Source organism: Winogradskyella damuponensis, assembly GCF_039538385.1.
Classification (GTDB): Bacteria; Bacteroidota; Bacteroidia; order Flavobacteriales; family Flavobacteriaceae; genus Winogradskyella; species Winogradskyella damuponensis.
In genome coordinates this window covers 35,876-60,525 of record NZ_BAABCB010000016.1, presented here as the reverse complement: position 1 = coordinate 60,525, position 24,650 = coordinate 35,876, and the positions used below count along the sequence as shown (strand labels likewise).

24 protein-coding genes are annotated in these 24,650 nt (G+C 32.0%); 7 read left to right on the top strand and 17 right to left on the bottom strand.

Features of this window, described 5'->3' with window-relative positions:
* Positions 1-4 precede the first annotated feature (4 nt).
* The 4 genes from ABD730_RS08170 to ABD730_RS08155 form a co-directional block, all read right to left on the bottom strand.
* Entirely contained in the window at positions 5-1,276 is a 1,272-nt protein-coding gene (locus ABD730_RS08170) for a DUF2851 family protein (protein WP_334471243.1), read from the bottom strand.
* Between the two features lie 157 nt (positions 1,277-1,433).
* Positions 1,434-2,546, bottom strand: coding sequence for a methyltransferase (locus ABD730_RS08165; protein WP_344713845.1), 1,113 nt, complete (start codon positions 2,544-2,546; stop codon positions 1,434-1,436).
* Between the two features lie 167 nt (positions 2,547-2,713).
* On the bottom strand, positions 2,714-3,694 hold the full coding sequence (locus ABD730_RS08160) for a PLP-dependent cysteine synthase family protein (RefSeq protein ID WP_334471240.1): 981 nt from the start codon (positions 3,692-3,694) through the stop codon (positions 2,714-2,716).
* Between the two features lie 126 nt (positions 3,695-3,820).
* Positions 3,821-5,053 (bottom strand): ABC transporter permease, encoded by a 1,233-nt coding sequence (locus tag ABD730_RS08155; RefSeq protein ID WP_334471239.1) that lies wholly within the window; start codon positions 5,051-5,053, stop codon positions 3,821-3,823.
* Between the two features lie 9 nt (positions 5,054-5,062).
* On the opposite strand from ABD730_RS08155, the gene ABD730_RS08150 reads away from it, so the two are divergent.
* A complete protein-coding gene (locus tag ABD730_RS08150) occupies positions 5,063-6,379 on the top strand; it encodes an exo-beta-N-acetylmuramidase NamZ family protein (protein WP_344713842.1) in 1,317 nt (438 codons plus the stop codon).
* An 8-nt stretch (positions 6,380-6,387) separates the two neighbouring features.
* Here the strand turns inward: ABD730_RS08150 and ABD730_RS08145 are convergent, their stop codons facing one another.
* The 5 genes from ABD730_RS08145 to ABD730_RS08125 all read right to left on the bottom strand — a co-directional run bounded on the left by ABD730_RS08145 (position 6,388) and on the right by ABD730_RS08125 (position 10,104).
* Complete coding sequence (locus ABD730_RS08145; protein WP_215924723.1) at positions 6,388-6,801, bottom strand: hypothetical protein; 414 nt, start codon at positions 6,799-6,801, stop codon at positions 6,388-6,390.
* 107 nt (positions 6,802-6,908) lie between these two features.
* On the bottom strand, positions 6,909-7,781 hold the full coding sequence (locus tag ABD730_RS08140; protein ID WP_344713839.1) for a glycerophosphodiester phosphodiesterase family protein: 873 nt from the start codon (positions 7,779-7,781) through the stop codon (positions 6,909-6,911).
* 28 nt (positions 7,782-7,809) lie between these two features.
* Complete coding sequence (locus tag ABD730_RS08135) at positions 7,810-8,652, bottom strand: sterol desaturase family protein (protein ID WP_344713837.1); 843 nt, start codon at positions 8,650-8,652, stop codon at positions 7,810-7,812.
* A gap of 5 nt (positions 8,653-8,657) precedes the next feature.
* Positions 8,658-9,557, bottom strand: coding sequence for a hypothetical protein (locus tag ABD730_RS08130; protein WP_344713835.1), 900 nt, complete (start codon positions 9,555-9,557; stop codon positions 8,658-8,660).
* A gap of 52 nt (positions 9,558-9,609) precedes the next feature.
* Complete coding sequence (locus tag ABD730_RS08125; protein ID WP_344713833.1) at positions 9,610-10,104, bottom strand: YkgJ family cysteine cluster protein; 495 nt, start codon at positions 10,102-10,104, stop codon at positions 9,610-9,612.
* A 70-nt stretch (positions 10,105-10,174) separates the two neighbouring features.
* On the opposite strand from ABD730_RS08125, the gene ABD730_RS08120 reads away from it, so the two are divergent.
* Entirely contained in the window at positions 10,175-10,873 is a 699-nt protein-coding gene (locus tag ABD730_RS08120; RefSeq protein ID WP_334471232.1) for a class I SAM-dependent methyltransferase, read from the top strand.
* A gap of 100 nt (positions 10,874-10,973) precedes the next feature.
* On the opposite strand, the gene ABD730_RS08115 is transcribed toward ABD730_RS08120, so the two are convergent.
* The 5 genes from ABD730_RS08115 to ABD730_RS08095 all read right to left on the bottom strand — a co-directional run bounded on the left by ABD730_RS08115 (position 10,974) and on the right by ABD730_RS08095 (position 19,798).
* Positions 10,974-12,590, bottom strand: coding sequence for an amidohydrolase (locus ABD730_RS08115; protein ID WP_344713831.1), 1,617 nt, complete (start codon positions 12,588-12,590; stop codon positions 10,974-10,976).
* 98 nt (positions 12,591-12,688) lie between these two features.
* A complete protein-coding gene (locus ABD730_RS08110; RefSeq protein ID WP_344713829.1) occupies positions 12,689-14,425 on the bottom strand; it encodes a TonB-dependent receptor in 1,737 nt (578 codons plus the stop codon).
* 39 nt (positions 14,426-14,464) lie between these two features.
* Entirely contained in the window at positions 14,465-15,004 is a 540-nt protein-coding gene (locus tag ABD730_RS08105; RefSeq protein ID WP_344713827.1) for a T9SS type B sorting domain-containing protein, read from the bottom strand.
* 55 nt (positions 15,005-15,059) lie between these two features.
* Positions 15,060-18,083: a tetratricopeptide repeat protein gene (locus ABD730_RS08100; protein WP_344713826.1), complete on the bottom strand. Its 3,024-nt coding sequence runs from the start codon at positions 18,081-18,083 to the stop codon at positions 15,060-15,062.
* Positions 18,084-18,202: 119 nt separating this feature from the next.
* The gene (locus ABD730_RS08095) at positions 18,203-19,798 is read right to left on the bottom strand and encodes a right-handed parallel beta-helix repeat-containing protein (protein WP_344713824.1); all 1,596 of its coding nucleotides are present in this window, start codon (positions 19,796-19,798) and stop codon (positions 18,203-18,205) included.
* 188 nt (positions 19,799-19,986) lie between these two features.
* Here ABD730_RS08095 and trpA point away from each other — a divergent pair, with 188 nt between their 5' ends.
* The 5 genes from trpA (at position 19,987) to ABD730_RS08070 (ending at position 22,857) form a co-directional block, all read left to right on the top strand.
* On the top strand, positions 19,987-20,748 hold the full coding sequence (gene trpA / locus ABD730_RS08090; protein WP_334471226.1) for a tryptophan synthase subunit alpha: 762 nt from the start codon (positions 19,987-19,989) through the stop codon (positions 20,746-20,748).
* A 1-nt stretch (position 20,749) separates the two neighbouring features.
* Positions 20,750-20,974: a hypothetical protein gene (locus ABD730_RS08085; protein WP_215924712.1), complete on the top strand. Its 225-nt coding sequence runs from the start codon at positions 20,750-20,752 to the stop codon at positions 20,972-20,974.
* Positions 20,964-21,416 carry a tRNA (cytidine(34)-2'-O)-methyltransferase gene (locus ABD730_RS08080; protein WP_215924711.1) on the top strand — a complete coding sequence of 151 codons (453 nt, stop codon included), beginning with the start codon at positions 20,964-20,966 and terminating at the stop codon, positions 21,414-21,416. The genes ABD730_RS08085 and ABD730_RS08080 overlap by 11 nt, the downstream gene beginning before the upstream one ends.
* A gap of 68 nt (positions 21,417-21,484) precedes the next feature.
* On the top strand, positions 21,485-21,835 hold the full coding sequence (locus tag ABD730_RS08075) for an EF-hand domain-containing protein (RefSeq protein WP_334471221.1): 351 nt from the start codon (positions 21,485-21,487) through the stop codon (positions 21,833-21,835).
* A 131-nt stretch (positions 21,836-21,966) separates the two neighbouring features.
* On the top strand, positions 21,967-22,857 hold the full coding sequence (locus tag ABD730_RS08070) for a YitT family protein (RefSeq protein WP_344713820.1): 891 nt from the start codon (positions 21,967-21,969) through the stop codon (positions 22,855-22,857).
* A 39-nt stretch (positions 22,858-22,896) separates the two neighbouring features.
* Here the strand turns inward: ABD730_RS08070 and ABD730_RS08065 are convergent, their stop codons facing one another.
* Genes ABD730_RS08065 through ABD730_RS08055 form a run of 3 tightly spaced genes read right to left on the bottom strand, consistent with a single transcriptional unit; the run spans position 22,897 to position 24,631 of the window.
* A complete protein-coding gene (locus ABD730_RS08065) occupies positions 22,897-23,124 on the bottom strand; it encodes a VF530 family protein (protein ID WP_344713818.1) in 228 nt (75 codons plus the stop codon).
* Position 23,125: 1 nt separating this feature from the next.
* On the bottom strand, positions 23,126-23,341 hold the full coding sequence (locus ABD730_RS08060) for a DUF6500 family protein (RefSeq protein ID WP_334471215.1): 216 nt from the start codon (positions 23,339-23,341) through the stop codon (positions 23,126-23,128).
* A 3-nt stretch (positions 23,342-23,344) separates the two neighbouring features.
* On the bottom strand, positions 23,345-24,631 hold the full coding sequence (locus ABD730_RS08055) for a DEAD/DEAH box helicase (RefSeq protein WP_334471213.1): 1,287 nt from the start codon (positions 24,629-24,631) through the stop codon (positions 23,345-23,347).
* Positions 24,632-24,650 lie beyond the last annotated feature (19 nt).

Below are 24,650 nucleotides of genomic sequence, written 5' to 3'. Positions count from 1 at the left end.
TTAGTTAATATTTCACGATTAGACGATTACCTATTGCACATTGTAAGCACTTATTTTTATCACAATAATTTTGCTTCAACTGTAACAAGGCTTGTGAAGTCAATGCTGTTTTCTCTATAGGTTTTAAATCCAAGAACTTAGAGACAATACTATTTTTTTCAGCATTCATTTGTTTCATAAAATCAAACACATGATCCTCTATTGGTTTTCCTTGCACTTTAGCATAACTAAATTGCAAAGGAATTATAGTATTAATGATTAATAAATCTATAAATGATTTAGATAATGCTTTTTTTGAAGTCTTAGACTTTTTAGAAAAGGTATAATGCGATTTCCAAAATTCAGATGTTTCAATATTAAACAGGTTATAAACGTCTTCTTTGGTTTTTGCTGTTATAATTTCTGAAAATAAGCTCGTATTTACGTAATAAAGCATTGCTAATTGCGATAGTCTAACAGTTGGGAAATTTGATGGCCTTAACCTAAAAAACTGTAATGGCAACACTCCTTGATGTGTTAGTTTGAATTTTTGTTTTAAAAACTGATACCGTTTTTGAAGATTTAAATAATACGCCTCTTGCACATCGTCATTAAGTAGTTTTGCTTGTCCAAAAAATAAAGCTTCTAAATCTAAAATATCCTTTTGAAGTTTTCTTACTATTGAAAACTTAAACGAATGAGCTAAACTTAAAAACGATTCGCCATTTACTTTAAGTCCAAAATTTTTAGTTAGCATTTTAAACAAAACGGCTTCCCAATTGTTATGAGAAGAGTTTAATAAATATTGAATCTCTTCAGATTTTCGCTCTAAACGTTCTATATATAAGCGTTCTAACCAATTATAGAGTAAAAAATCATCCAGCTCAGAGAAACTTGTTTCGCAATTAATCCATGATTTAGATTGCATGAGTTTTTGATAATTATTGACTAAACTTTTATCAACGTAATGCTTTAATTCTAAGGTTGGAATTTCTGAATTATCTTTTCTAAAGATTTGGGTATCGTGTTCCCAAACGACATGAAGAATAACATTATCATAAGCCCTATCAACTTCATGATTGTGCACATACCAATCTGAAGATTTTATATGAATCTCGACATTACCAGCCCAAAGCTGGTTAGCAATACTTATTTGTGCGTTGAAGAAATCTGGACCAGCATTATGATTGTGTTGTCCTAAATTAGCAATAGCAATAGACTCACCTTTTGTTGTTTTTAACAAAGATGTATCAAAGGATTTGTGTTTCCATATATAATGAAGGAAGTCTTCTTGCATATACTAAAAATAGAAAAATAATTCTAAATTTCAATACTTAAAAAAGACCTAAAGTCTAAGAAACAAACATGTTACAATGGCCTTAAAAGCATTTTAACCGTATTTTGTATCGCTATAAATTCGGTTCTAATTATAGCATCAATAACAAAACCGCCCATTAAACATGTGTTAACACCCAAAGCTCTACTTCTTCAGTCTCTCTATACTGTAAGCTACGCTTTGTTTTTTCTGATCCTTTTTTAACGTTTTTCTTATAACACTTTTCTAATTGAAACCGTCCACCCTTAGCAATTTCTTGTTCAATAGGATTGGATTTGGCTACACCTGTAATTTGTGCAAAATTAGAGAAGATAAGTACCAACTTTCCATCTGGCAATAACATTTGCTTTGCGGCTTGAAAAAAGTCTGAAAACAAAGTATCATTATAATAAATAGCTGCATCTAAATTATTTAAACCTCGTGTTTCGGCTAACCAAGGCGGATTAAAAACAATGAGTTCTGTTTTATTTTTCCATTTGCCAAAAAGCGATCCAAAGTCGAGTTCTATTTTTCGAGACAGTTTGGTATCTCCCATCATTTCTGTTAAACCAATTATAGCATTAGGATTTGTATCTGTTGCAAAAACCTTTTGAAATCCATGCTTTACCATTTGTAATGCTAAAATACCACTACCAACGCCAACATCTATTGCAGATTTTTTAGGACCGTTGTAACGTTTTAACCAATTATCAAACAATTCTAAATGCTCGAAACGTGTTGGAAAATACGTTCCATAATACGGATGAATTTTATTTCGCAATCCTGGTATTGTTATCCCGTTTGTGTACCACTGCCAAGCACTGTTTAAACCTTGTACTTGTGGAAGGGTTAATAAAAAATCGCTCGTTTCTGGATATAATTTTTTAAACCAGCCAACAACAGGAGCCTTCTTTGCTACTAGTTTATGATTTTCAATTTCTACAATTATAAGGTTGGAAAGCTTATGATAAACTGCACGATATGCACGTTGCTCCTTAAATGATGTATTAGGTAATGTTCTGTTTAGATGTTCTTGTAAACCACTTAGCAATACAGATCCGTTATTATAAAACTCAGTAATTAAAACAGGATTACCTGCTTCTAGTACATTAATAATACTTTTTATGTCTTCTCCTCTATTATATATAGTGACATCTTTTAGCGGTAAAAATGGTTGTGGTTTATTTATTTTGAGATCTATCATTATAGTTGGTTTCCCTTTTGGGTGAAGGTAGGTAAATGCTTCTGCCAACTATGATGAATTAAGAAGGAAATAACATTAAATTAATTACTATTAAACTGAAAATAAAGCAAATAGTGACGATTAACCCTTTAAAAAGGGGGATAAACAAAAAAAATCCTGATAATGAAATCAGGATTTTTTTTATATAATGAGATTCCTGCCTTCGCAGGAATTTGTTAATCGATGTAACCCATCTCACGCATCCAATCGTCATTAAACATTTTACCAACATAACGACTTCCATGATCATGAAATAAAACCACAACAACATCGTCTGGTTTAAAATGCTCTTTTAATTGCAATACTCCTTTTATAGCAGAACCTGCAGAATTCCCTAAAAACATCCCTTCTTCCTTAGCCAAACGTTGTGTGTAAACACAAGCATCTTTATCGGTTACCTTAGTAAAGCCATCAATAATATCAAAATCCACATTTTTTGGTAAGATATCTTCTCCTATACCTTCGGTAACGTAAGGATAGATTTCATTTTCATCAAAAATTCCGGTTTCATGATATTTTTTAAATACCGAACCATAAGTATCTACTCCCCAAACTTTAATATTTGGGTTTTGTTCTTTTAGGTATTTTCCGACACCAGAAATAGTTCCACCAGTACCAACACCAACCACAAAATGAGTGATCTTGCCATCTGTTTGTTTCCAGATTTCTGGCCCTGTACTTTCGTAATGCGCTTTGGCATTACTTGGATTGTCATATTGGTTTACATACCATGAATTTGGTGTTTCCTCTCCTAATCGTTTTGATACAGAATAATAACTTCTTGGATCATCTGGTTCTACTGCAGTTGGACAAACAATAACTTCCGCACCAACAGCACGCATAATATCTACCTTTTCTTTAGATTGTTTATCTGCCATTACAAAAATACATTTGTAACCTTTTACTATAGCAGCTAAGGCCAATCCCATGCCTGTGTTTCCAGATGTCCCTTCAATGATTGTTCCTCCAGGCTTCAATCGTCCATCTGCTTCTGCATCTTCAATCATCTGCAAAGCCATACGGTCTTTAACTGAATTTCCTGGGTTAAAAGTTTCGTATTTAGCAAGTACTAAACAAGGTAAATCTTCCACTAGTTTATTCATTTTAACTAATGGTGTATTTCCTATTGTACCTAATATATTTTCTGCGTAGTCCATAGTAATTTTTCAGATTGCAAAAATAAGTGAAAAGTTAAAAGTATAAAGTTAAAAGTTCGTTATTATAGTGATTAGTCTTTAATAAAAAAGTTATAGCTGTACCCCTCTAATGCTTATAACTGAATATTAATCGAATCGTATAGCTTTAACTGGCGAAATCTTAGAAATAATGACTGAAGGAATTAATAGCATTAATAAACAGACTATAAATGTGCCAATATTAAGCAGTATAATATAATCCCAACTAATATAAACAGGTGCAGTACTTACATAATATGTGTCTGGATTTAGAGGAAATAATTTTAAATACTTCTGAGCAAATAACACTCCTAAACCAATAATATTTCCCCAAAGTAAACCTAAACCAATTAAGTAAGACGCGTTATAAAGAAACACCTTTCTAATTGTCCAATTTGAACTTCCTAAAGCTTTTAAAATCCCTATCATGGCTGTACGTTCTAAGATTAGAACTAATAAGGCTGTAATCATATTTATACCAGCAACAACAATCATAATAACTATGATGCCGTAGGTATTGTTATCAAAAATCTTAATCCATTCAAAAACGGTATAATATTTTCGTGTGATAGATGTTGCATTCAATACTGAAGGAACCGATTTAAATACCTCAACTGCTTTTTCTTCAACTTGAGAAAAATCATCAATAAAAACTTCAAAACTTCCTATTTCATCAGCTTCCCATTTATTAATACGCTGTATGTGTCTTAAATCTGCAATACAAAATTTGGCATCTAATTCTTGAAATCCAGAATTATATATGCCCACAATTTCATAATTAATAATACGTGGTCTATCATTTAATGGGTTTCCAAATAAGGTTTGAAATTTATCTCCAACTTTAAATTCTAAACGATTTGCTAGGTATTTAGAGATTAAAATTTCCTCATTTTGCTTTTGTGTAAAATCAGGTAATCGTCCTTCAACTAAAAATTCTTTAAAATAGTCCCAATTATAGTCGGCTCCTACTCCTTTTACAACAACACCTTCAAAATTGGTTTCAGTTCTAATTACAGCAAATTTTGTAGCGACTCCTTGTATATGTTTTACGCCTTCTACATCATCAAAATTAGGATAAAACTCTTGGTTAATTGAAATTGGTACTTGAGATTCGTCCGAAGCATTTGTATCATAATTAGTAATTTCTATATGGCCGTTAAAAGCCACAACTTTATCTCTAATTTTTTGCTGTAAACCCAAACCTGTTGCAATGGCAATAAGCATTACAATAATACCAATAGCAATTGCTGCGATACCAATTTTAATTATTGGTGCCGAAACACTACTTTTATACGTTTTATTACCAATTATACGTTTAGCTATAAATAACTCAAAATTCAAACCTACTCTATGCTTTTAAAGGATGTCAAAAATACAGTTTTATTCTCGATAATTATTGGGATATGCTTCCTTACATTTTCTTGTGGAAATAGAATTAAGTCTGAAGCAGGCGACTCTAAAGGTAAAATGTCAGTAAACACAGATACTTCAACTGCCTTTACTCAAGCTCAGCATGACACATTCAATACAACAATGCAGGAAGAAAACATTATTGTAGCAGCAAATAGAACTGAGTTATACCTACCTTTATTAAAAGAAAAACGTGTAGCTGTAGTTGCAAATCAGACAAGTGTTATTTTTAAAAATATTGAAACTCCCCATGATCTTTCTTATACTCATATTGTAGATTCTTTACTACATTTAAATATTAATATCAAAAACGTCTTTGCCCCAGAGCATGGTTTTAGAGGCACAGCAGACGCTGGTGAATTAGTAAAAGATGGTATGGACACCAAAACAGGGCTACCTGTTTATTCGTTACATGGCAAACATAAAAAACCAACGGCGTCGCATCTTAAAGATGTAGATATTTTGGTTTTTGACATACAAGATGTTGGAGTACGTTTTTACACTTATATTTCTACATTACACTATATAATGGAAGCTTGTGCCGAGCAAAATATTCCATTATTAATTTTAGATCGGCCTAATCCAAATGGCAATTATATAGATGGTCCTGTTTTAGAAAAAAAGCACAGTAGCTTTTTAGGAATGCACCCTATTCCTTTAATTCATGGTATGACCATTGGGGAATACGCAAAAATGATTAATGGTGAAGCTTGGCTTACTAACGGTAAAACTTGTGACATTACAATTATTGAAATGAAAAATTACAAGCATGATAGCACATATAGCTTACCTATAAGACCTTCACCAAATTTACCTAACGACCAATCAATAGTATTATATCCTAGTTTAGGTTTGTTTGAAGGTACAAATATTAATGCAGGAAGAGGTACAGAATTTCAGTTTCAACGTTTTGGCGCACCATTTTTAGACAAAAATCATTTTAAATTTAGCTATACACCTGTTGCAAATTTTGGCTCTAAGTACCCAAAGCACCAGAATGAAACTTGTTATGGTGTTGATTTATCTGAAGTAAAAGTAGAGCGCAGTTTTACTTTAAAGTATGTTATAGATGCTTTTAACCATGCTTTAGATAAGTCAAAAGTTTTTAATACCTCTAACTTCACTACGCATGCAGGAACCGAGAAATTACAACAACAAATTGAATCTGGCTTAACAGAAGATGAAATTAAAGCCACTTGGAAAGACGACATAGATGCTTACAAAAAAATGCGACGTAATTATTTGATATATAATTAAACGAACTATTAATTAGTTGCAAATACAATCTTTTTGGGCTTTAAGTTAACAATACCTTCTGGCTCTTTTTTAGGAATATCCTTTAGTATTTTAACAACAAATACAATTCGCTTTGGAGATTGTATTGCTACAAAAACATGCTTCCCTTTAGATAATTTATTTAGTGGTAATCTATACTCCGTTGTATCAATTTCAAAATCGAGTTCACGTGTGTAATTTTGATTTATAGTATAAAGTGAATTTATGATTTTATCACTTCTTAAAATCAGAGTGTCTTTAGTTGTATTTAATTGATGAATGAAATCTTTAGCTTGAATATTTCTATTTTTTTCAAGCTTAGCATAAGATTCTTGCGCTTGCAGTGTAAAACCTAATAAAAATAAAAGAATGAGGACGAGGCAAATGCGGATAAAATTTTTCAAAATAGAACTTACTTTAAGTTATAAAAAAGCATGTGTTAACTCAATAGTAATTAATTAATCCGCTTTAAACATAGGTGGTTTTAGGATTAAATGCCATATAACTTACATTATCTGCTATAAATACTCGACGAACTGCATTGTAAAGACATTTGCTGCTTTAAAAGTTTAATTAAACGATCTGGATAATCTGTAATAATGCCATCTACATTAAAGGATAACATTTGTTCCATAGCTTGTTCTTCGTTAATTGTCCAAGGAATAACATAAAAACCTTTATTTTGATACCTTCTAACAGATTCTGCCGTTACTAATTTAAAGTACGGACTTATAATCTCTGGTTTATAAGACAACGCTTCTAATTTGTCTTCAATTGTTTCATTCTCATCAATAAGTAAAGCCACTTCCATATTTGGTAATTGCTTTTTAACCTCTTCAAGAATTGCTAGATCAAACGATTGAAGATTAACACGATTAAGCATGTGGTTGTCTTTAATTTCATCTAAAACCAATTTCACATAAGGTTTTGGTTCTGGTGTAAAAATCCCATAATACAGAGGTTCCGATTTAATTTCGATATTAAATTTAATATTTGATTGTTTTGCTTTTACTAAATCAAATACTTCAGACAATAAAGGCTTATATGTTTTTATCTTTGTTTGATTTGGAAAGCTTGGGTGAAATTTTGATCCACAGTCAAACTGTATAATTTCATTATAATTCATCTTAAACAAATTAAATTTTGTTTTTAATGCATCTGGAATGTCCACTCCTTCAGTATCATAACAAATGTTCGGATTCATATAGGCTTCATGAGAAACAACCACCTTTTTATCTTGAGAGATAACAATGTCTAACTCTAAAGTGGTTACACCTAAATCGATAGCCTTTTCAAAAGCAAGCAAGGAATTTTCTGGAAATAAACCTCTACATCCTCTATGACCTTGTATGTCTAATTGTTTTTGTATTGGATTGCAACTCACGCTACATAAAATTAAAAATGCAACTATACTAGTTTTCGAGATCTGCTGAAAGCGTAGGTTTTTCATAAACTTCAAATGGTTGTTTAAGTAAATCTTTGATATTACTATTTTTAACTTCATCTGGAAAAACATCTACTCCATAAACTAACTTTTCACGCTCCATATATAAGAAGGTTCCAAACATACGATCCCAAATACTAAAGATATTTCCGTAATTAGAATCTGTATATGGTAATCTATAATGATGGTGAATTTTATGCATATCTGGCGAGACAATTACATAACTCAATGCTTTATCTAAGCCTTTTGGCATTTTAATATTGGCATGTGTAAACTGTGTAAAAATTAAAGACATCGCTTGATAAATCATCACCAAAGCAATAGGTGTACCAACCACAAATACACCTACAAGCGTAAATACAAATCGAATTAAACTTTCAATAGGATGATGTCTATTAGCCGTTGTTGTGTCTACTTTGTGATCTGTATGATGTACTAAATGTACCATCCAAAGCGGTTTTACCTTGTGCTCAACAAAATGTGCTAAATAGGCCCCAAAAAAATCGAGTAACAATACTCCAAGAAAAGCATACAATCCCAATGGCATGTCTGGCAACCAATTAATGATACCAAAATCGTTGACTTTTACCCAGTCTGCAGCACCTAAAAGTAAAAAGGCTAAAGCAAAATTAATAACAACTGTTGTTAACGTGAAAAAAAGATTTGGAATGGCATGTTGCCATTTATTATATTTAAACTTAAATAATGGCAAACCACTTTCTAGCAGCCAAAAAAAAGTGAGACCTCCAACTAAAATAAGACTTCTATGTAAAGATGGAATGGTTTCAAAATAACTAATGACGGTTTCCAATACCTTTAAGAATTAAGATTAATAATCATCTGTGCTTTCTTCAAATTTACAGAAGATATTTGAGATTCCCATAATGCGGCATTAGTTTCGTCATTTAAAACCTTATAAGCTGTGTAATACAAAAAAGCTACAAATGCTTTGTTATTAGTTTCAATATCTTCTGCATCTATCCTTTTTAATTTTCTTAGCACTTTTTTAGGAGACTTTGTAATTAGAAGTTGTTGCATCTTTAAAAGCTCTACTCGCTGTGATAATGTGAGCTGCTCTTCAACAGGATTTGTACTTATAAATTCAGAAGCTTCATCTAAATAAATATTACCAAGTTTAAGCAGCTCTTCTCTAATATCTGCTTTCATATACATTGAAAAATCAACATATTTTGAAGCTAAATAATAAGCGGAATAAAAATCCTTTTTATTTTTATAGCCTTTTAATTCAGGCGCTATAAATTCGGTATTTAAGGCGTAATTTTCAATTAACTGCGAAATGTTCTCATAATTATTAGGATCGCCAGAAAGGTTTAAGATATTACCATTGACATCCATAATTTTAATAGAGTCTTCATTGAACTTATCTATATATGCTTGGGTGCGCTTTCCATTAATTTGCATGTATAAATCTGCATACTTATTTTCATTAACAATTACAGGTACAAAATATTCCCAAATTAAAGGGCTTACAGTTTCGTCTTCAAACAAGTTTTCAATAAAAATAGTCTTACCATCATCTGTATTAACTAAAACCGGATAAGGATATTTTGTTGTTTCTTCCCATACCATCAGTACCATTTTATTTTGTACTGTAGCTAAACTTTTAGCGATATCCAAATTAGTCATCCACGGCTGAGCGTTAGATAGATTCACAGTAAAAAAAAACAATAACGCTACTATAATTAACTTTTTCATATTATAATTTTAAACAATTGAATATCAAAAACTATTCCGAAGCACAATACGATTACAACTGAATTCGTTTTTTCATTTCTTCAACAATATTATAAGCTGCAGGACAAATGGCGACATTCTTCATTGTTAGATTAGAGATTTGCTGAAACTTTTTTCGATCTGTATGTGGAAATTCTCGACACGCTTTAGGTCGTACCTCATAAATAGAGCAATAATTATCTGCACCTAAAAATGTACACGGAACCGACTGCAACACATAATCGTTTTCTTCATCTAATCGCAAATAAGTATCAATAAATTGTTGCGCTTTCATTTTAAAAGATTTCGAAATTCTTTGAATATCTTTATCTGTAAATAGAGGGCCTGTGGTTTTACAGCAATTGGCACACGTTAAACAGTCCGTTCGTTCAAACTCTATTTCGTGCAACTCTTGCATCAAATAGTCCAATTGCTTTGGTGGTTTCTTTTTTAGCTTTGTAAAAAAGGTTTTATTTTCCTTATGCTTATCTTTGGCGAGCTTTGGAAGATTATTAATTTGGTCTTGCATAAAACAAATTTAACTAAAGTTATCTTTACATTTTCTATAAAAATAAAAATCACTCGAACCCACAAAAAATATGACTAAAGATCTCTTCGGAAAAGCATTATTAGATTACCAGAACGGAAATTATTCTGAAGACATTATCACTTCTACTCATATTTCGGATGCAGACCCTTTACCACTTCCCTATTTATTTAGAGATTATTCTGAAATGCCAACATTGGAACAAAAAGCACTTCAACTTAGTAAAGGTAACATTTTAGATGTTGGTTGTGGTTCTGGCAGTCATTCGTTGTGGTTACAAGAAAAAGGCTTACATGTAAAAGCCATTGACAGTTCTGAAGGTGCCATTAAAGTGGCAAAAAAGCGCGGTGTTTTAAATGCTGAATTAAAACCACTTTTAGAAGAAACTCAAACTTTTGACACCATCTTGTTATTAATGAATGGTACAGGAATTTTCCAAGAGCTAACTCAAGTTTCTAGGTATTTGAAACATTTAAAGTCGCTTTTAAATCCCAATGGACAAATTCTAATTGATTCTTCTGACATTTCATACATGTACAAAGATGAAGATGGAGGTCTATGGTTAGATCTTAACCAAGGCTATCTTGGAGAATTGGATTATTTTCTGTCTTACAAAGGCGAAAAAGAAACACCAATGAAATGGCTATATCTCGATTTTGAAACCTTAAAAACAGCCTGTATAACGGTTGGTCTAAAATGTGAGAAGGTAAAGGATGGCGAGCATTTTGATTATTTAGCTCGTATATTTTAAGTTACTTATCACACAGAGATACTGACAAAATTTATTAAAAAACAATTAGAGTCATACTTTTTTTTTTAGCGTTAAAGCTTTTACGTGGTAGACCATTAATTTACTGCACTTCTCCGCCAACCACAGTTTTTAAGACTTTAATATTAGGAATTTCATTAGCATCTACCGTCATAATATCGTTGTCTAGAATAATAAAATCAGCAAATTTGCCAACTTCAATACTTCCTTTTTCATGATCTTCAAAATTAGAATAAGCAGCCCAAATAGTCATTCCTTTTAATGCCTCTTCTCTACTTAAAGCATTTTCCATTTGAAAACCACCTTCAGGGTATTGTTTTAAATCTTGTCTGGCAACGGCAGCATAAAATGTTAAAAACGGACTGACACGCTCTACAGGGAAATCGGTTCCTAATGCAACTTTTCCATACGCGTTTAATAATTGTTTGTATGCATAAGCTCCTTTTATACGTTCTGATCCTATTCTATCTTCTGCCCAATACATATCGCTTGTTGCATGTGTTGGTTGAATAGACGGCATAATATTTTTATAAAAATCGAAATCTTCTGGAGACACAATTTGTGCATGTTCTACTCTCCAACGTCTATCGTTCTTTCCTTTAAGAACTTTATTGTACGTTTCTAAAACAGCTCTATTAGCAGAATCACCAATGGCATGAGTATTCATTTGAAACTCTGAGTTTGCTATACGTTCTGCAGCTGTTTTTAAGGTTTCTAAATCTGTTACCATTAAACCTGAATGCTTAGGTTTATCTGAATATGGTGCTTTTAACATTGCGCCTCTAGATCCTAAAGCTCCATCGGCATAAAACTTAAACGAACGTACATTAAGTCGGTTTGTTTTTGTAATACCTTTATTTAAGAAGTAATCTAAATTTTCTTCAGAATGAGAAACCATAGCATAAATACGCATTTTTAACTCTCCTGAATTTTGAAGGCTTTCTATTAATTCTATTTCATCTTTATTTAATCCTGCATCATCAACCGTTGTTAGACCTAAATCAAAGCATACTTTTTGAGCGTCCAACAATGCTTTTGTTTTTTCCATTTTGGTTGGACTTGGCCAATGGCTCATTACTAAACCTATAGCATTATCGATTAAGATTCCTGTAAGCTCTCCGTTTTCAATAACAACTTCTCCTCCTTCAATCTTGCTATTCTTCGTCACATTCCCTAAATCTAAAGCGGCTTGATTGGCTAATATGGCATGTCCATCAATACGCGATAGAGCAATTGGTGTATTAGGATATAATTTATCTAAAAGTTTTTTGTTTGGAAATTGTTGATCTTCCCAGTCATTCTGGTCCCAACCTCTACCTAAAATGAATTTCTTATTATTTTCATTTTGAAAATCCAACACACGTTTCATTAGCTCTTCAAAACTCGTTGTACCAACTAAATCTACCGTTTGTTTATTAAAACCCAAGCCTAAAAAGTGACAATGAGCATCAATAAAACCAGGAACAATAGTTTTTCCATTTGCATTAATAGTGTCAACAGCTTTGTATTTATCATCAATTTCTGAAGTTGAACCAACAGCAATAATTTTTCCGTCTTTTACAGCAAACGATTCTGCTTTATTGAAGTTTTCATCTACGGTATAAATATTCGCATTTGTAACGATTAAGTCTGCTTCTTGTTTGTCTTTTTGACAAGCAAAGATTGTAAGCAACGTTAGAATAGGTAATAATTTCTTCATATTAATTGGTTTATAAGCATTGTAAAAATAAGAAAAGCGTTCCAAAATTGGAACGCTTTATTATATAACGTCATAAAACTCGTACTTATGTAAGAATTTTAAAAGTCGAATTGATATGTTGCGCCAGCCAAAAACTGAATGCCTTGGACTGGAAAGTTTAACCAGCGTTCGTAATTTTGATTTGCAATATTGTTTGCTTTAGCAAAAACAGATAATTGTTCGTTTATTTTGTAACCAACATGGGCATTTAAATCAAAATAACTATCTAAAGTTACTGTCTTTATTGTGGTAGCTATAGGATCTGAAATTTCATCGGTAAAAATATCTTGATCTTTACGTTCGCCTACAAAATAAGCACTTGCTCCTGCAAACCACTGTTCTGAAATCTGATAGTCCATAAATACTGACGCTTCTATATCTGGTAAGTTCCATGCGTGTGCTTGGTCGTCTGTATTGTAAGCAAAATATTCTCCTTTAACTCCTAAAGTAAAATTTCTATTAAAATCTACATTTAATTCACCTGCAATAGAAAACGTTGTCACGTCATCGTAAACCATACCAAACGAGTTTCCGTATTGGTAATCTTCTGGCAGAAATGTTAATGCTTCGTTAGCTTTAAACAGGGCCTTTTCTTGTTCTGACGTATAGTTTCCGCTCACATTATAACTAATATTATTAGTTAACTTCCCTTTGACACCTACAAAAGCTCTAAACTGTTGATCTGTTGGTGCAATAAAAAGTGTTGGCGACACAAAAGGGTTTACATTAGCAAAATCGTAATATGAGTTCTGAACTAATCCACCTGTTAAACCTCCATAAGCGATTAAAAGCTCATCTACTAAACGGTAAGACGCTTCTATATTTGGGTGGATAAAGAATTCACTATCGCTTAACTCGGTGTCATTATAATACGTTAACCTTAGACCTAAGTTTATTGTTAAGTCATCTCTATTTAATTGGTAAGACGGTAAAACACCAAACATAAAATTACCATAATTAATTTCACCAGATCTGGTATAATCAGTATCAAAACTTCCTCCTAAATAATCTACAAACACCTCAGTATCTATATAAGCATCTCGTATAGGTACATCAAAACTGGTTTCTGCCATAAAACGATTTTCTCCTGAATCTTGATCATCACCAAAGCGTCTAAAGCGAACACTTGCATCTTTAACAATGGCATCATCAAAATTAATTTTACCGCCAACATTAAAGCTATGAAAACTATGCTTTGGATTTATAGTATCTGCTGTCGTTTGTCCATAATATTGTTGTGGCAAACCATACCAGTTATACGTTTGTAAATCGATACCTCCATCTACTTTCCAAGTAAAGTCCCTTAAATTTTTAGAATAATGTGCATTCAATTTAGTCTTTGAAAAATTATCATCTAATAACAATTTATCAATACCTCCTTGTGAGGAATGATGACTAAAATAACCACCAACATTTTCGTCTTTACTCAGCTCATGATTCAAATACACTTCTCCCAAAATGGTTGTGTATGTTCCTACGCCTAGTGATGCGTAATTATCGTATAATTTTACTGCTTTTGCTTTATCAACTGTTGCTGCCTTTCCTTTTGCAGGTGTAAACGTTGAAGCCACAGGAATAGAAAAAATGTTGTATTTTATTTCTTTTTTCTTAACTGTATTTGAATCTCCTAATTTTGGATTATCTTTAATTTTAAAGGCATCTGATATTGTAGGAGTATATGGTTTTATAACGTTAACCGTTTGGTCTCCAATAGTATCTTTTGTGCGTTCTTGAGCAACAACAAATGTCCAACTGCTTGCTATGGTTATTATAAAAATTAAAAACTTGATTTTCATTTTATGTGTTTTGATTTGATGTATCTAATTATATCTCTTTTAATTACCTGTCAGAGCAGGGTCAAATTGACTACCAATAGTGCAATCACTAAAATTTTGCTCATCTAAAGCTGAAAAATCTCCGAACAAACAAAATGTCCCTGATTTACGAAAAACGTCCTCATTCTCTATTACAATTTTATATTTATAAGTCCCATCTGAATAATTCTCACTACCAAATTGACCTTGTTCTCCATCTGGGAATAAGTTTCCAAATCCTACATAATTAGAACTCTCAAATACAATATTATCATCAATGTCATAAATAGTTACTGTATGGTTATCATAATTCTCAATATTTACAATACCAAATGCGTCGTTTATAGCATCATTATTAGGCGTGAATAAATTATAAACAATTATTTCACCATTTGATTCATCCAAGTTATTTACGTTAGCACCATAAACAGGTTCTTCTGAGCAACAACCAGCAAATACATCTACTTCTTCTTGAGTTTCGTCATCATCGCCACATGAAGTGAAGACAATCGTCAACAATAAAAATGGAATATATTTTATGAGGCTTTTTAATTTTATCATTGCTTTGATTTAAGTTTTCGAATTTCAGTTAAGCGATTCTTGCCTTCGCAGGAATTTAGTTGTCATCAGTTTCAACGGATGAATTCGTCTTCGCTTCCTCTGCTTTTATTTTATTCAATTCTGCTTGTGCTTCAGTAACTACATCTGTAAAATCCGGAAAATTACTAATTACACTTTCTAAAATATAAGTGGCCTGAAATGCATCTCCTAAAGCGTAAAAGTTCTTTGCCATAACCACCAAGCCTTTGGCGCTATACAATTTATAACTACCGTAATCCTTTGCCAATCGTTGAATAACAGTGTTTGAGGCTTCGTACTGACCTTCTTTATTTTTAAAATACCCATTATAGAATAAGGCTTCTGCAGCGACGCTTCCGGTTGCTAATTTTTCAACTTCGGCATAAGCTGTTTTTGCTTTAGCTTCGTTTCCTGTTTTAATGGCTGAACGTGCAATAATTAATTTGGCATCACTCTTAACTTTGTTGTCTAGTTTTAAATTGCTTAAAACTTTTTCAGCATAGCTTTCTGCTTTAACGTAATCTTCAGTTTGATAATAGGCATTCATTAAGTTAGATTGCGCGTAAACCACATTCTGTGGATAGTCTGCTTCTAGCTCTAAATCTTTTAACACAAGAATAGCTTGTTCCCAATTAGATTTGCTCAAATAAATCTCACAAAGCTTAACCGTTGCTTGTTCTGTGTATTCCGATTTTGAGGCGTCTACAACAGCTTTATAATGTGGTTGTGCATTATCAAACAACTCTTTTTTATAATACAATTGCGCTAAATAGAAATGTGCTTTTTGATTGTGAAGTCCCTTTGGAAACTCGTTCAAATATTTATTAAACTGACGAATGGCTTTATCGGTTTCGTTATCTAGATATGGTTTCTCTGCTGCTAAATAAGTAGCATTATCTAAATCCACATCAGTAACCTGAACATAATCTAAAGTTCTTACCCAATTTGCGTACTCATCTACACGACCTAAATCGATATAAATTAATCGTACTGTAGAAACCGCTTGAACCGCTTCTCCTGAGCCAGGAAAATCTGTTGCAACTTTTTTAAATTTCGTTAATGCACGATTATTATCATTTCCGTTATAATACACCAAACCTTGACGTAATAAGGCTTTTGATGTAAACGCACTTGTTTTGTATTCTGAATTTAAACGGTCATACATTTGCATCGCTTTATCTGACTCGTTGGATTTTACATAAGAATTTGCCAACTCATACATGGCATCGTCACGTAAAGCTGATTTTGGATAATCGTCAATAAACGATTTTAACTCTGAAATTTTAGCTGAACCTTTACCTAAATAGCCTTGGCTCATTGCTTTTTGAAAGGCTGCATAATCCGTTTCAATCTCATTTATTTGAATCGCTTTATTGTATGCATCAATAGCATCTTTGTAGTTACTAGAAACAAAATAGCCATCTGCTAACCTTAAATAGGCATCGTTTTGACGTAAGTTGTCATTTTTTGGTTGAGCTATAAATTTCTCAAAATAGTTAGATGCATTATTATAATCTTTAAGCTTAAAATACGTGTATGCTAAGTTGTAATTAAGATTTTCGTTTTCTGGTAAATTTGAAGACTCGCTAAACCCATTAAATTGTTTGAAGTCAATTAAAGCATCGTTATAATTGGTTAGATTATATTCTGTTTCTGCTTTCCAAAATGTTGCTTTTGCCACAAAAACCGGATCTCTTGGTTCTTTTAAAGAACTCTTAAATAAGTTTAAAGCGTCGTTATATTTGTTTTCGTTATACAATTCTACGGCTCTAAAAAAAGCTACTTTTTGGTAAGCGGCTTTATGCTCAAAACTATTTTTACCCTTTAACAATTCTAGAGCTTCCTTGTAGTTTTTAGAGGTGATATATGAATCAATTAATAACGTTTCAACTTCATTTTTAAAACCTGAATTAGGATATTGCTTTAAATACCCTGTTAATACTTGTGGTACGGATTGGTATGGGTTTCCTATTTCGTAACTAATTTTTGCGTAATTTAACCAAGCATCTTCCTGAATCTTTAAATCAAAATCCATTTGTGACGCATTTCTAAAAGCGTTTAAAGCTTCTTGTTTTTTATCTAAATTAATATAACTTTCTCCTAAATGGTAATACGCATTTTGTGCTACAGAATTATCTCCTCCAATAATTTTATTGAATTCTGAAATGGCACTGTTGTAATCATTTTGTTTGTAATACGCATAACCTAATTGGTAATAATCTGTATTGTTCCACTTTCTGTTTTTGCCTTTGTACGCTTTTAAGTATGGTATGGCTTCAGCATATTTTTCAAGATTAAAATAACTCTCTCCAATGATTTTTGATAATTCAGATTTTTCTGCTGCATTACTCTTTGGTAGTTGTTCTTGGGCAAGTTCTATTGCCTTTTCAAACTTTCCTAGTTTAAAATTTAAATCGGCTTGATAATACGATAACTTTTCTTTGTACTTTTCGTTATCACTAACTTGGTCAAAATACTCATTTGCCGTATCGTAATCATCTCCTTGATACGCCAAGAAACCAATGTAATATTTAGCTTGTGAACCGTATTCTTCAGAATTTACAACTCTATTTAAATATTTGGTTGCTTGCTTTTCATCTTTAGTAGAATACAAAGAATAGCCGTAATTAAAATTGAAACGTTCTTTTTCTGATCGCGCAATACTTCTTTCATCTACTTTCTCATACCATTTACGAGAATAAGCATATTTCCCATTATCAAAATAATAGTCGGCAACATCTAAAAAAGCCGTATTTCTTTTGGTACTTGTTGGATACTCTTCAACAAACGCTGTAATTAAATCGTCTGCATTTTTCTGATTTAAACGCACAGCACAATTAGCGATATAATACGCACAATCGGATTGTATGGTAACGTCGTTTGTTTCGTCTTTAATATCGTCAAACAAAGACTGAGCAGCCTTATATTGCTTATTATTATATAAAGCCAAAGCCTTTTGATAGTCTTGTAAATCGCTGGTATAAATGGCAGATTTTTGTGCCATTACTACTGAAGAAAAAACTAGAAAAACGATGATTAACTGTTTTTTGAATAACATCATTTAGTTATGTGTTTAATTGATGATTTAATTTCGGTTCAAATATAATTCAATACCAAATCTATAACGATAGAATTTGTTTATAATTATAAACGGAGTTATTAAAAAATAGATTTTAGTTCTTAAAACAACCATCCGAATAAACGTTTAAATAAACTTTCTTTTTTTGGTTGCTCAAATTCAATTCTAAAGACTCCAAAATTATTAGCAGATTTTGTAGCGATATTGTTATGTAATGGTTTTTCAAAACTTACTAATGCCAATGGGAATTCTATTTTTAAATCTTTTGAGATTTCACCAGATGTAATAACAACAGTTCTGTTTTCTATATCATAAATTTTGAAAGTTGAGCCTTCTTCAATTTCAAATTCATTAAAATTGACTTGAACAGCCGTTCCATTTTTATTTAAAATAGCAACATTAAATTCTGTCTCATCATTATTAAGTTTATACACTTTTATAACAGGAGTTGTTTTAAAATCTTTGAGTTGTTTTAATTCACTTTTAGATTCAATTTTAAATTCATTTTGCCAAGCTTTAATATTATAATCTTGCTGCTTCAAAATTCTAAACCCTTTGAGTGATCTTGTATAGTATGAATTATTATCCATTTGTAACCCACTATTATTTAAAGCTAATAATACTGAAGAATTAAAATGAATATAACCAGTGTAAATAATGTTGTTTTTAAAAACTAGAGACTTTGTATGCAATATATTTAAGGCATTATTTTTTCCGATAATAATATTATTTTGAACCGAAACATCTTCAACGGGTGCATTAGCATTAAAACCTAAAGCTAAAGATGTACCATAACCATAATTTTTGCTATCGTTAAAGTCTACATTATGATAAAGGACATTATTTAATACGTTAATGTGCTTGGCTACGTTAATCCCTTCTGCATCTTTGGATGCTATAATAACATTATCTACATGCTTTCCTGCAGGAGAACCATTATTAAAAATGATGTTGTTAGTGACATTAACATACTTCACAAACTCTAATTTAGAGCCTGAAGTTGCTGACCAAACCTCAATACCTTTATAGTAATTATTAAAAATAATATTATTATTTATCTGTCTGATGTTATCACTTTGATTTTGAATATAGATACCAACTCCATGACCTCTTTTACCTTGATAACCGTTGTTGTAAATCATACAATTTTCAATTACTGTACCTCCTGTCGCTTTCCACGACCCAATTCCTGAACCTGGTATATTATGTATCATTAAGTTTTGAAACATACAGTCTTCACCTTTTTGATGATTAATCCCAACTGCAGCTTTAAAATCTGTATCAGAGTCTAAACGCGAAAAATCTCCTAAATATGTGACTTCAAAATTTTTGTAAATCACATGACTACCATTAACCTGTAAAACATAATTTACTTTGCCTTCTGTATTTCCATTGAGAATGACCTTATCATTCTTAAAAGCGGAAACTGTAATCTTTTTATTAGTTTTTGTAGATTCTAATGCACTTCTATAACGACCTGTATATATACCTTCGTGAATCCATATAACATCGCCGCCATTAACATTTTTTGAAGATTGAGACAAAGCTGTTTGTAAATCCCACGGACGCTCAATACTACCATTACCATTTGGTGTCCCGACAGTTGTACTGCCATTTACAGGAAAAACATGAAACTCTTTTTGAGCGAATGAAATTGCTGAAATAAATATTAATAATAAGCTTATAGAATACTTCATAAAAGTAAAAATTCAATTATTGTGCCAATGTTATTTTTAGTTTAAAAAACTAAAATCAATTACAAATATCGAACATTCAAGTGCTGTAAAAGAAAAAAATAAGCTAATTACATAATAGTAAACTTTCGTTTTTAAGTTATATTTTTACAGTAAAATTTCCAAAATACAATTAAGACAACATATCTATTTTGAACAGAATAAACGAAAAACTAAAAGAAGACAAAAAACTATTGTCAATCTATTTTACAGCAGGTTATCCTAACACTAATGACACGGTTACTATTATTGAAAATCTCGAAAAAAGTGGTGTAGATATGTTGGAAATAGGATTACCATTTAGTGATCCATTAGCAGATGGCCCAACCATACAAGCCAGTTCTACGGAAGCTTTAAAAAATGGAATGACTAGCGCATTGTTATTTGAACAACTTAAAGACATTAGAAAAACGGTTTCTATTCCATTAATTATAATGGGTTACTTTAATCCGATGTTGCAGTATGGTGTTGAAGCCTTTTGCAAAAAATGCCAAGAGGTTGGAATTGACGGACTCATAATTCCTGATTTACCTGTCGATGTCTATCATTCAGAATACAAATCAACTTTTGAAAAGTATGGTCTAATAAACGTGTTTTTAATTACACCACAAACATCAGATGAACGCATTCGTTATATCGATTCTGTATCTAACGGTTTTATTTATATGGTAAGTTCTGCAAGTGTAACAGGAAGTAATTCTGGCTTTGGTGAGGAGCAAACCAATTATTTTAAACGTATTGCAGACATGAAATTAAAAAACCCTCAAATTGTAGGTTTTGGCATTTCAAATAATGAAACCTTTAAACAAGCTACAGCATATGGAAAAGGTGCTATTATTGGTAGTGCTTTTATCAAACATTTAACTGAAAACGGAATAGACGCTATTGATGATTTTGTAAGCTCAATCTTATAATATGAAATTGCTCAACGACTGGAAAATAATACTCTTACTTTGTTTAACCTTAGGCTTAGCTCCATTTTTCCCAGAACCACATCTTTTAGGTAAAATACGATGGATTGCAGGAGGAGCAAACGGAATGGCTTTAAAAGATTGGTTTGATGTGGTCTTCCATGGCTTTCCTTTTGTATTATTAATACGATTAATTCTTATTAAACTAACACGAAAAAATGCCGCTTAACATCGTACTCATAGAACCTGAAATACCAAATAACACTGGTAATATTGGTCGTTTAGCCTTAGCTTCAGGCTCAAAACTACATTTAGTAAAACCGTTTGGATTTGAAATTGATGACAAACGTTTAAAACGTGCAGGACTCGATTATTGGCAACATTTAGAAGTTATATATTATGATAACACCGAAGACTTCTTCTTAAAAAATAAAGATGCTAAAATGGTGTTTTTATCCAGTCATGGCACAAAATCGCATTGGGATATTAACTTTACAGATGATCTATTTTTAGTTTTTGGAAAAGAATCTGTTGGATTACCAAAACCATTAGTCAAAAAATATGACACTCAATTATTTAAAATTCCGCTATACAGTAAATCCATTAGAAGTCTAAATTTAGCAAATGCCGTAAGCATTATTGTTTATGAAGGATTACGACAAATCAAATAATTTTATGGAGATTAAACTTTTTCGCTTATATTGGTCTAAATTTTAAACAATACCTAAATCGTAATACAATGATTACTAAAACATTAAAAATAGGATTTTTTATTATTACCATTGCTTCATTTTCATTGGTAAGTGCTCAAGAAAAGCTTAATGCGAAGAAAGATAGATCAGTAAAAATGTTTAATTATCTTGACACCAACACGGATGACAAGATTAACCTTGAAGAGTTCAAAGTACGCTACGAAAAAGAATCTACAGAAAAAATAACAGTTGAAAAACTTTTTGCTAGTGCAGACACTGACGCAAATGAAACATTAGATAGAGCCGAATTTAAACTCTTTTACGAACAAACTCAAAAACCTAAAAGAATAGAAAACCAGGTACATAGACCTAAAAAAAAGGTTGAGAAAAAAGGATAACCCTATTAAAAAGAAAAAAAAAGATTTTAAAGCTTACAAAAAAATCCTCTAGAATATCTAGAGGATTTTTTTGTCTAATTGATAAATAAATGATTTTGGTTTTGTAACTTTTCCTCAAATAAAAACAAAACTTGAAACACTCAAAAGCACACAATTTTTTATCAGAATATGGTCAGATTGCAATAGGTATAGGATTAGCCAGCGTTGGATTGAAAGCATTTTTACTTCCTAACGGATTTATGGACGGAGGAGTTACTGGCATTGCCCTATTGGCTAACAGACTTATTGGTGTAGATATTTCATTGTTGCTAGTTATATTTAGTTTACCATTTTTAATTCTAGGCTATTATACCGTTTCTAAACGTATTGTTATAAAGTCTATTCTTAGTATTCTCGCCTTTGCCTCATTAATTCATTTTGGAAATTATGGAACAATTACAGAAGACAAACTACTAATTTCCATCTTTGGAGGCTTATGTTTAGGCGCAGGAATTGGTATTGCGATTAGAAATGGATCCGTTTTAGATGGATCAGAAATTTTAGGAATCTATCTCAATGACCGTTTTGGATTTAGTATCGGTCAAGTTATACTGCTTTTTAATGTTGTATTATTTAGTATTACGGCCTATGTCGTCTCTGTTGAAGTTGCGCTCTACTCTATCTTAACCTATATTATTACAGCAAAAGTCACAGACATGACTATTGAAGGTTTTGAAGATTTTATTGGTGTCACTATTGTGTCTAATGAATATGCCGCAATTAAGCATGCCATTATGATTGAATTGGGAGTAGGCCTAACCACCTATAAAGGCTCTAAAGGATTTGGAAGCAATGGACCTCAGCAGGATTTTGATATTATTCACACCATTATTAATCGTATAGACATCAAAAAAATGCATCGTATTATTGAAGAAATAGACGAAAATGCTTTTATCGTTGAGTTTGATGTAAACAATGTTAAAGGTGGTGTATTACGACATTATCTCGATAAGAAAAAAGGTAAAACATTACCTAAAATCTAAGTTTTGATGCTACCATTTTTACTTTAATATATAGAAGAATTATTTTTTATTCTTTTTTAAATAGTCTAAATACATATTTTCTACCTTGGTTCTTGCCCAAGGTGTACGTCTTAAAAACTTTAAACTCGATTTTACTGAAGGATTATCCGTAAAACAGCGAATATTAATTTGATAGCCCATATATTCCCAGCCATAATGTGCTTGCAGTTCTACTATGATCTGTTCTAATTTGACTCCGTGAAGTGGATTATTAGGTTGCGTTGACAAACTATAAACTTTTAACTAATTCTTTAATCTTAACCGCTTTTTCAAAATGATCTAATTGGTGCGTTTGAATCCACCAAGTTGCAGCTTCCATTAATAACTCTGGATTATCATTTTTATTTTTAAAAAATGCATAGAATGAAATACCCACATTGCTCCCTTTTTGCGCAATCTTTTTATCGCAAATCGCTATGATTTTATCTTTTAATGCTGAAGTCATTACTTAACGTCTGCTATCATTATTACGGTTACGACTTCTACTTTTATTTCGGTCTGAATTTGAATTCTTAGGTTTTCCTGAATTTCTAGTGTTAGAATTTTTACGACGTCCCTGATTTCTATTCTGACCTGGTTTAATTGGTTCTGTTGAAGCATTAGGATCTGGCTCAAAACCTTCGAGGATTTCAACTTCAATCTTCATAGCAATCAACTTCTCAATATCACGTAGATACGTTGTTTCATCTGCACTTACTAAAGAAATCGCTTCTCCACTGGCTCCTGCTCTACCTGTTCTACCTATTCTATGAACGTAGTCTTCAGAAATATTAGGCAATTCAAAATTAATAACATGTGGCAACAATGGTATATCTAAACCTCTTGCTGCAATATCTGTAGCTACTAAAACTCTAACCGATCCATTTTTGAATCCTGCTAATGCTTTGGTTCTTGCTCCTTGACTTTTATTTCCATGAATCGCTGCGGCTGTAATGCCATCGCTAATCATCTTTTTACAAAGCTTATTGGCTCCGTGTTTGGTTCTTGTAAACACTAAAACTTGTTTCCAATCTCCTTCAGAAATTAATTTTATAATCAGCCCTGTTTTTTTGCCTTTGGCAACACGATAAACTTTTTGCTGTATAACCTCTACCGCTGTATTTTCTGGAGTGGCTTCAACTTGAACAGGATTATTTAAAATAGAATACGCTAGTTTCTTAATATCTTTAGAAAAGGTTGCCGAAAACATAAGGTTTTGACGTTTTGCTGGAATCAACTTCATAACACGCTCTATATCGCGTAAAAAGCCCATATCTAACATACGATCAGCTTCATCTAAAACAAATATTTCCACTTTGCTTAAAGATAACAGACCTTGGTTTTCTAAATCGATTAAACGGCCTGGTGTTGCCACCAAAACATCGACTCCTTGACTCAATTTATTAACTTGTGGTTTCTGATTGACTCCACCAAAAATAACCGTACTTCTAATATTTAAAAACTCACTGTACTCTTTAACATTGGCATAAACTTGCGCTGCTAGCTCACGTGTTGGAGTTAATATTAAAGCTCTAATTGGTCTGTGCCTTTGCTGAGAACCATTAGATAATAGGTGAAGCAACGGCAATGTAAAACCTGCTGTTTTTCCTGTTCCGGTTTGTGCTGATGCTAAAACGTCCTTTCCTTCTAATACAGGAGGAATGGCTTTTGCTTGAATTGGTGAAGGTGTTTCGTATCCTTTTTTCTGGATAGCTTGAAGTAAAGGCTCAGATAGCCCCAATGATTTAAATGACATAAATAGTGTTTATGAAGCA

Excerpts from the sequence above, each read along its gene's own strand:
- ABD730_RS08075 (WP_334471221.1), top strand. The coding sequence starts at position 21,485 with ATGATTACTAAAACATTAAAAATAGGATTTTTTATTATTACCATTGCT.
- ABD730_RS08125 (WP_344713833.1), bottom strand. The coding sequence starts at position 10,104 with ATGCAAGACCAAATTAATAATCTTCCAAAGCTCGCCAAAGATAAGCAT.
- ABD730_RS08110 (WP_344713829.1), bottom strand. The coding sequence starts at position 14,425 with ATGAAAATCAAGTTTTTAATTTTTATAATAACCATAGCAAGCAGTTGG.
- ABD730_RS08085 (WP_215924712.1), top strand. The coding sequence starts at position 20,750 with ATGAAATTGCTCAACGACTGGAAAATAATACTCTTACTTTGTTTAACC.
- ABD730_RS08105 (WP_344713827.1), bottom strand. The coding sequence starts at position 15,004 with ATGATAAAATTAAAAAGCCTCATAAAATATATTCCATTTTTATTGTTG.
- ABD730_RS08130 (WP_344713835.1), bottom strand. The coding sequence starts at position 9,557 with ATGAAAAAGTTAATTATAGTAGCGTTATTGTTTTTTTTTACTGTGAAT.
- ABD730_RS08100 (WP_344713826.1), bottom strand. The coding sequence starts at position 18,083 with ATGATGTTATTCAAAAAACAGTTAATCATCGTTTTTCTAGTTTTTTCT.
- ABD730_RS08095 (WP_344713824.1), bottom strand. The coding sequence starts at position 19,798 with ATGAAGTATTCTATAAGCTTATTATTAATATTTATTTCAGCAATTTCA.
- ABD730_RS08055 (WP_334471213.1), bottom strand. The coding sequence starts at position 24,631 with ATGTCATTTAAATCATTGGGGCTATCTGAGCCTTTACTTCAAGCTATC.
- ABD730_RS08115 (WP_344713831.1), bottom strand. The coding sequence starts at position 12,590 with ATGAAGAAATTATTACCTATTCTAACGTTGCTTACAATCTTTGCTTGT.
- ABD730_RS08160 (WP_334471240.1), bottom strand. The coding sequence starts at position 3,694 with ATGGACTACGCAGAAAATATATTAGGTACAATAGGAAATACACCATTA.
- ABD730_RS08080 (WP_215924711.1), top strand. The coding sequence starts at position 20,964 with ATGCCGCTTAACATCGTACTCATAGAACCTGAAATACCAAATAACACT.
- ABD730_RS08150 (WP_344713842.1), top strand. The coding sequence starts at position 5,063 with ATGCTTTTAAAGGATGTCAAAAATACAGTTTTATTCTCGATAATTATT.
- ABD730_RS08060 (WP_334471215.1), bottom strand. The coding sequence starts at position 23,341 with ATGACTTCAGCATTAAAAGATAAAATCATAGCGATTTGCGATAAAAAG.
- ABD730_RS08170 (WP_334471243.1), bottom strand. The coding sequence starts at position 1,276 with ATGCAAGAAGACTTCCTTCATTATATATGGAAACACAAATCCTTTGAT.
- ABD730_RS08120 (WP_334471232.1), top strand. The coding sequence starts at position 10,175 with ATGACTAAAGATCTCTTCGGAAAAGCATTATTAGATTACCAGAACGGA.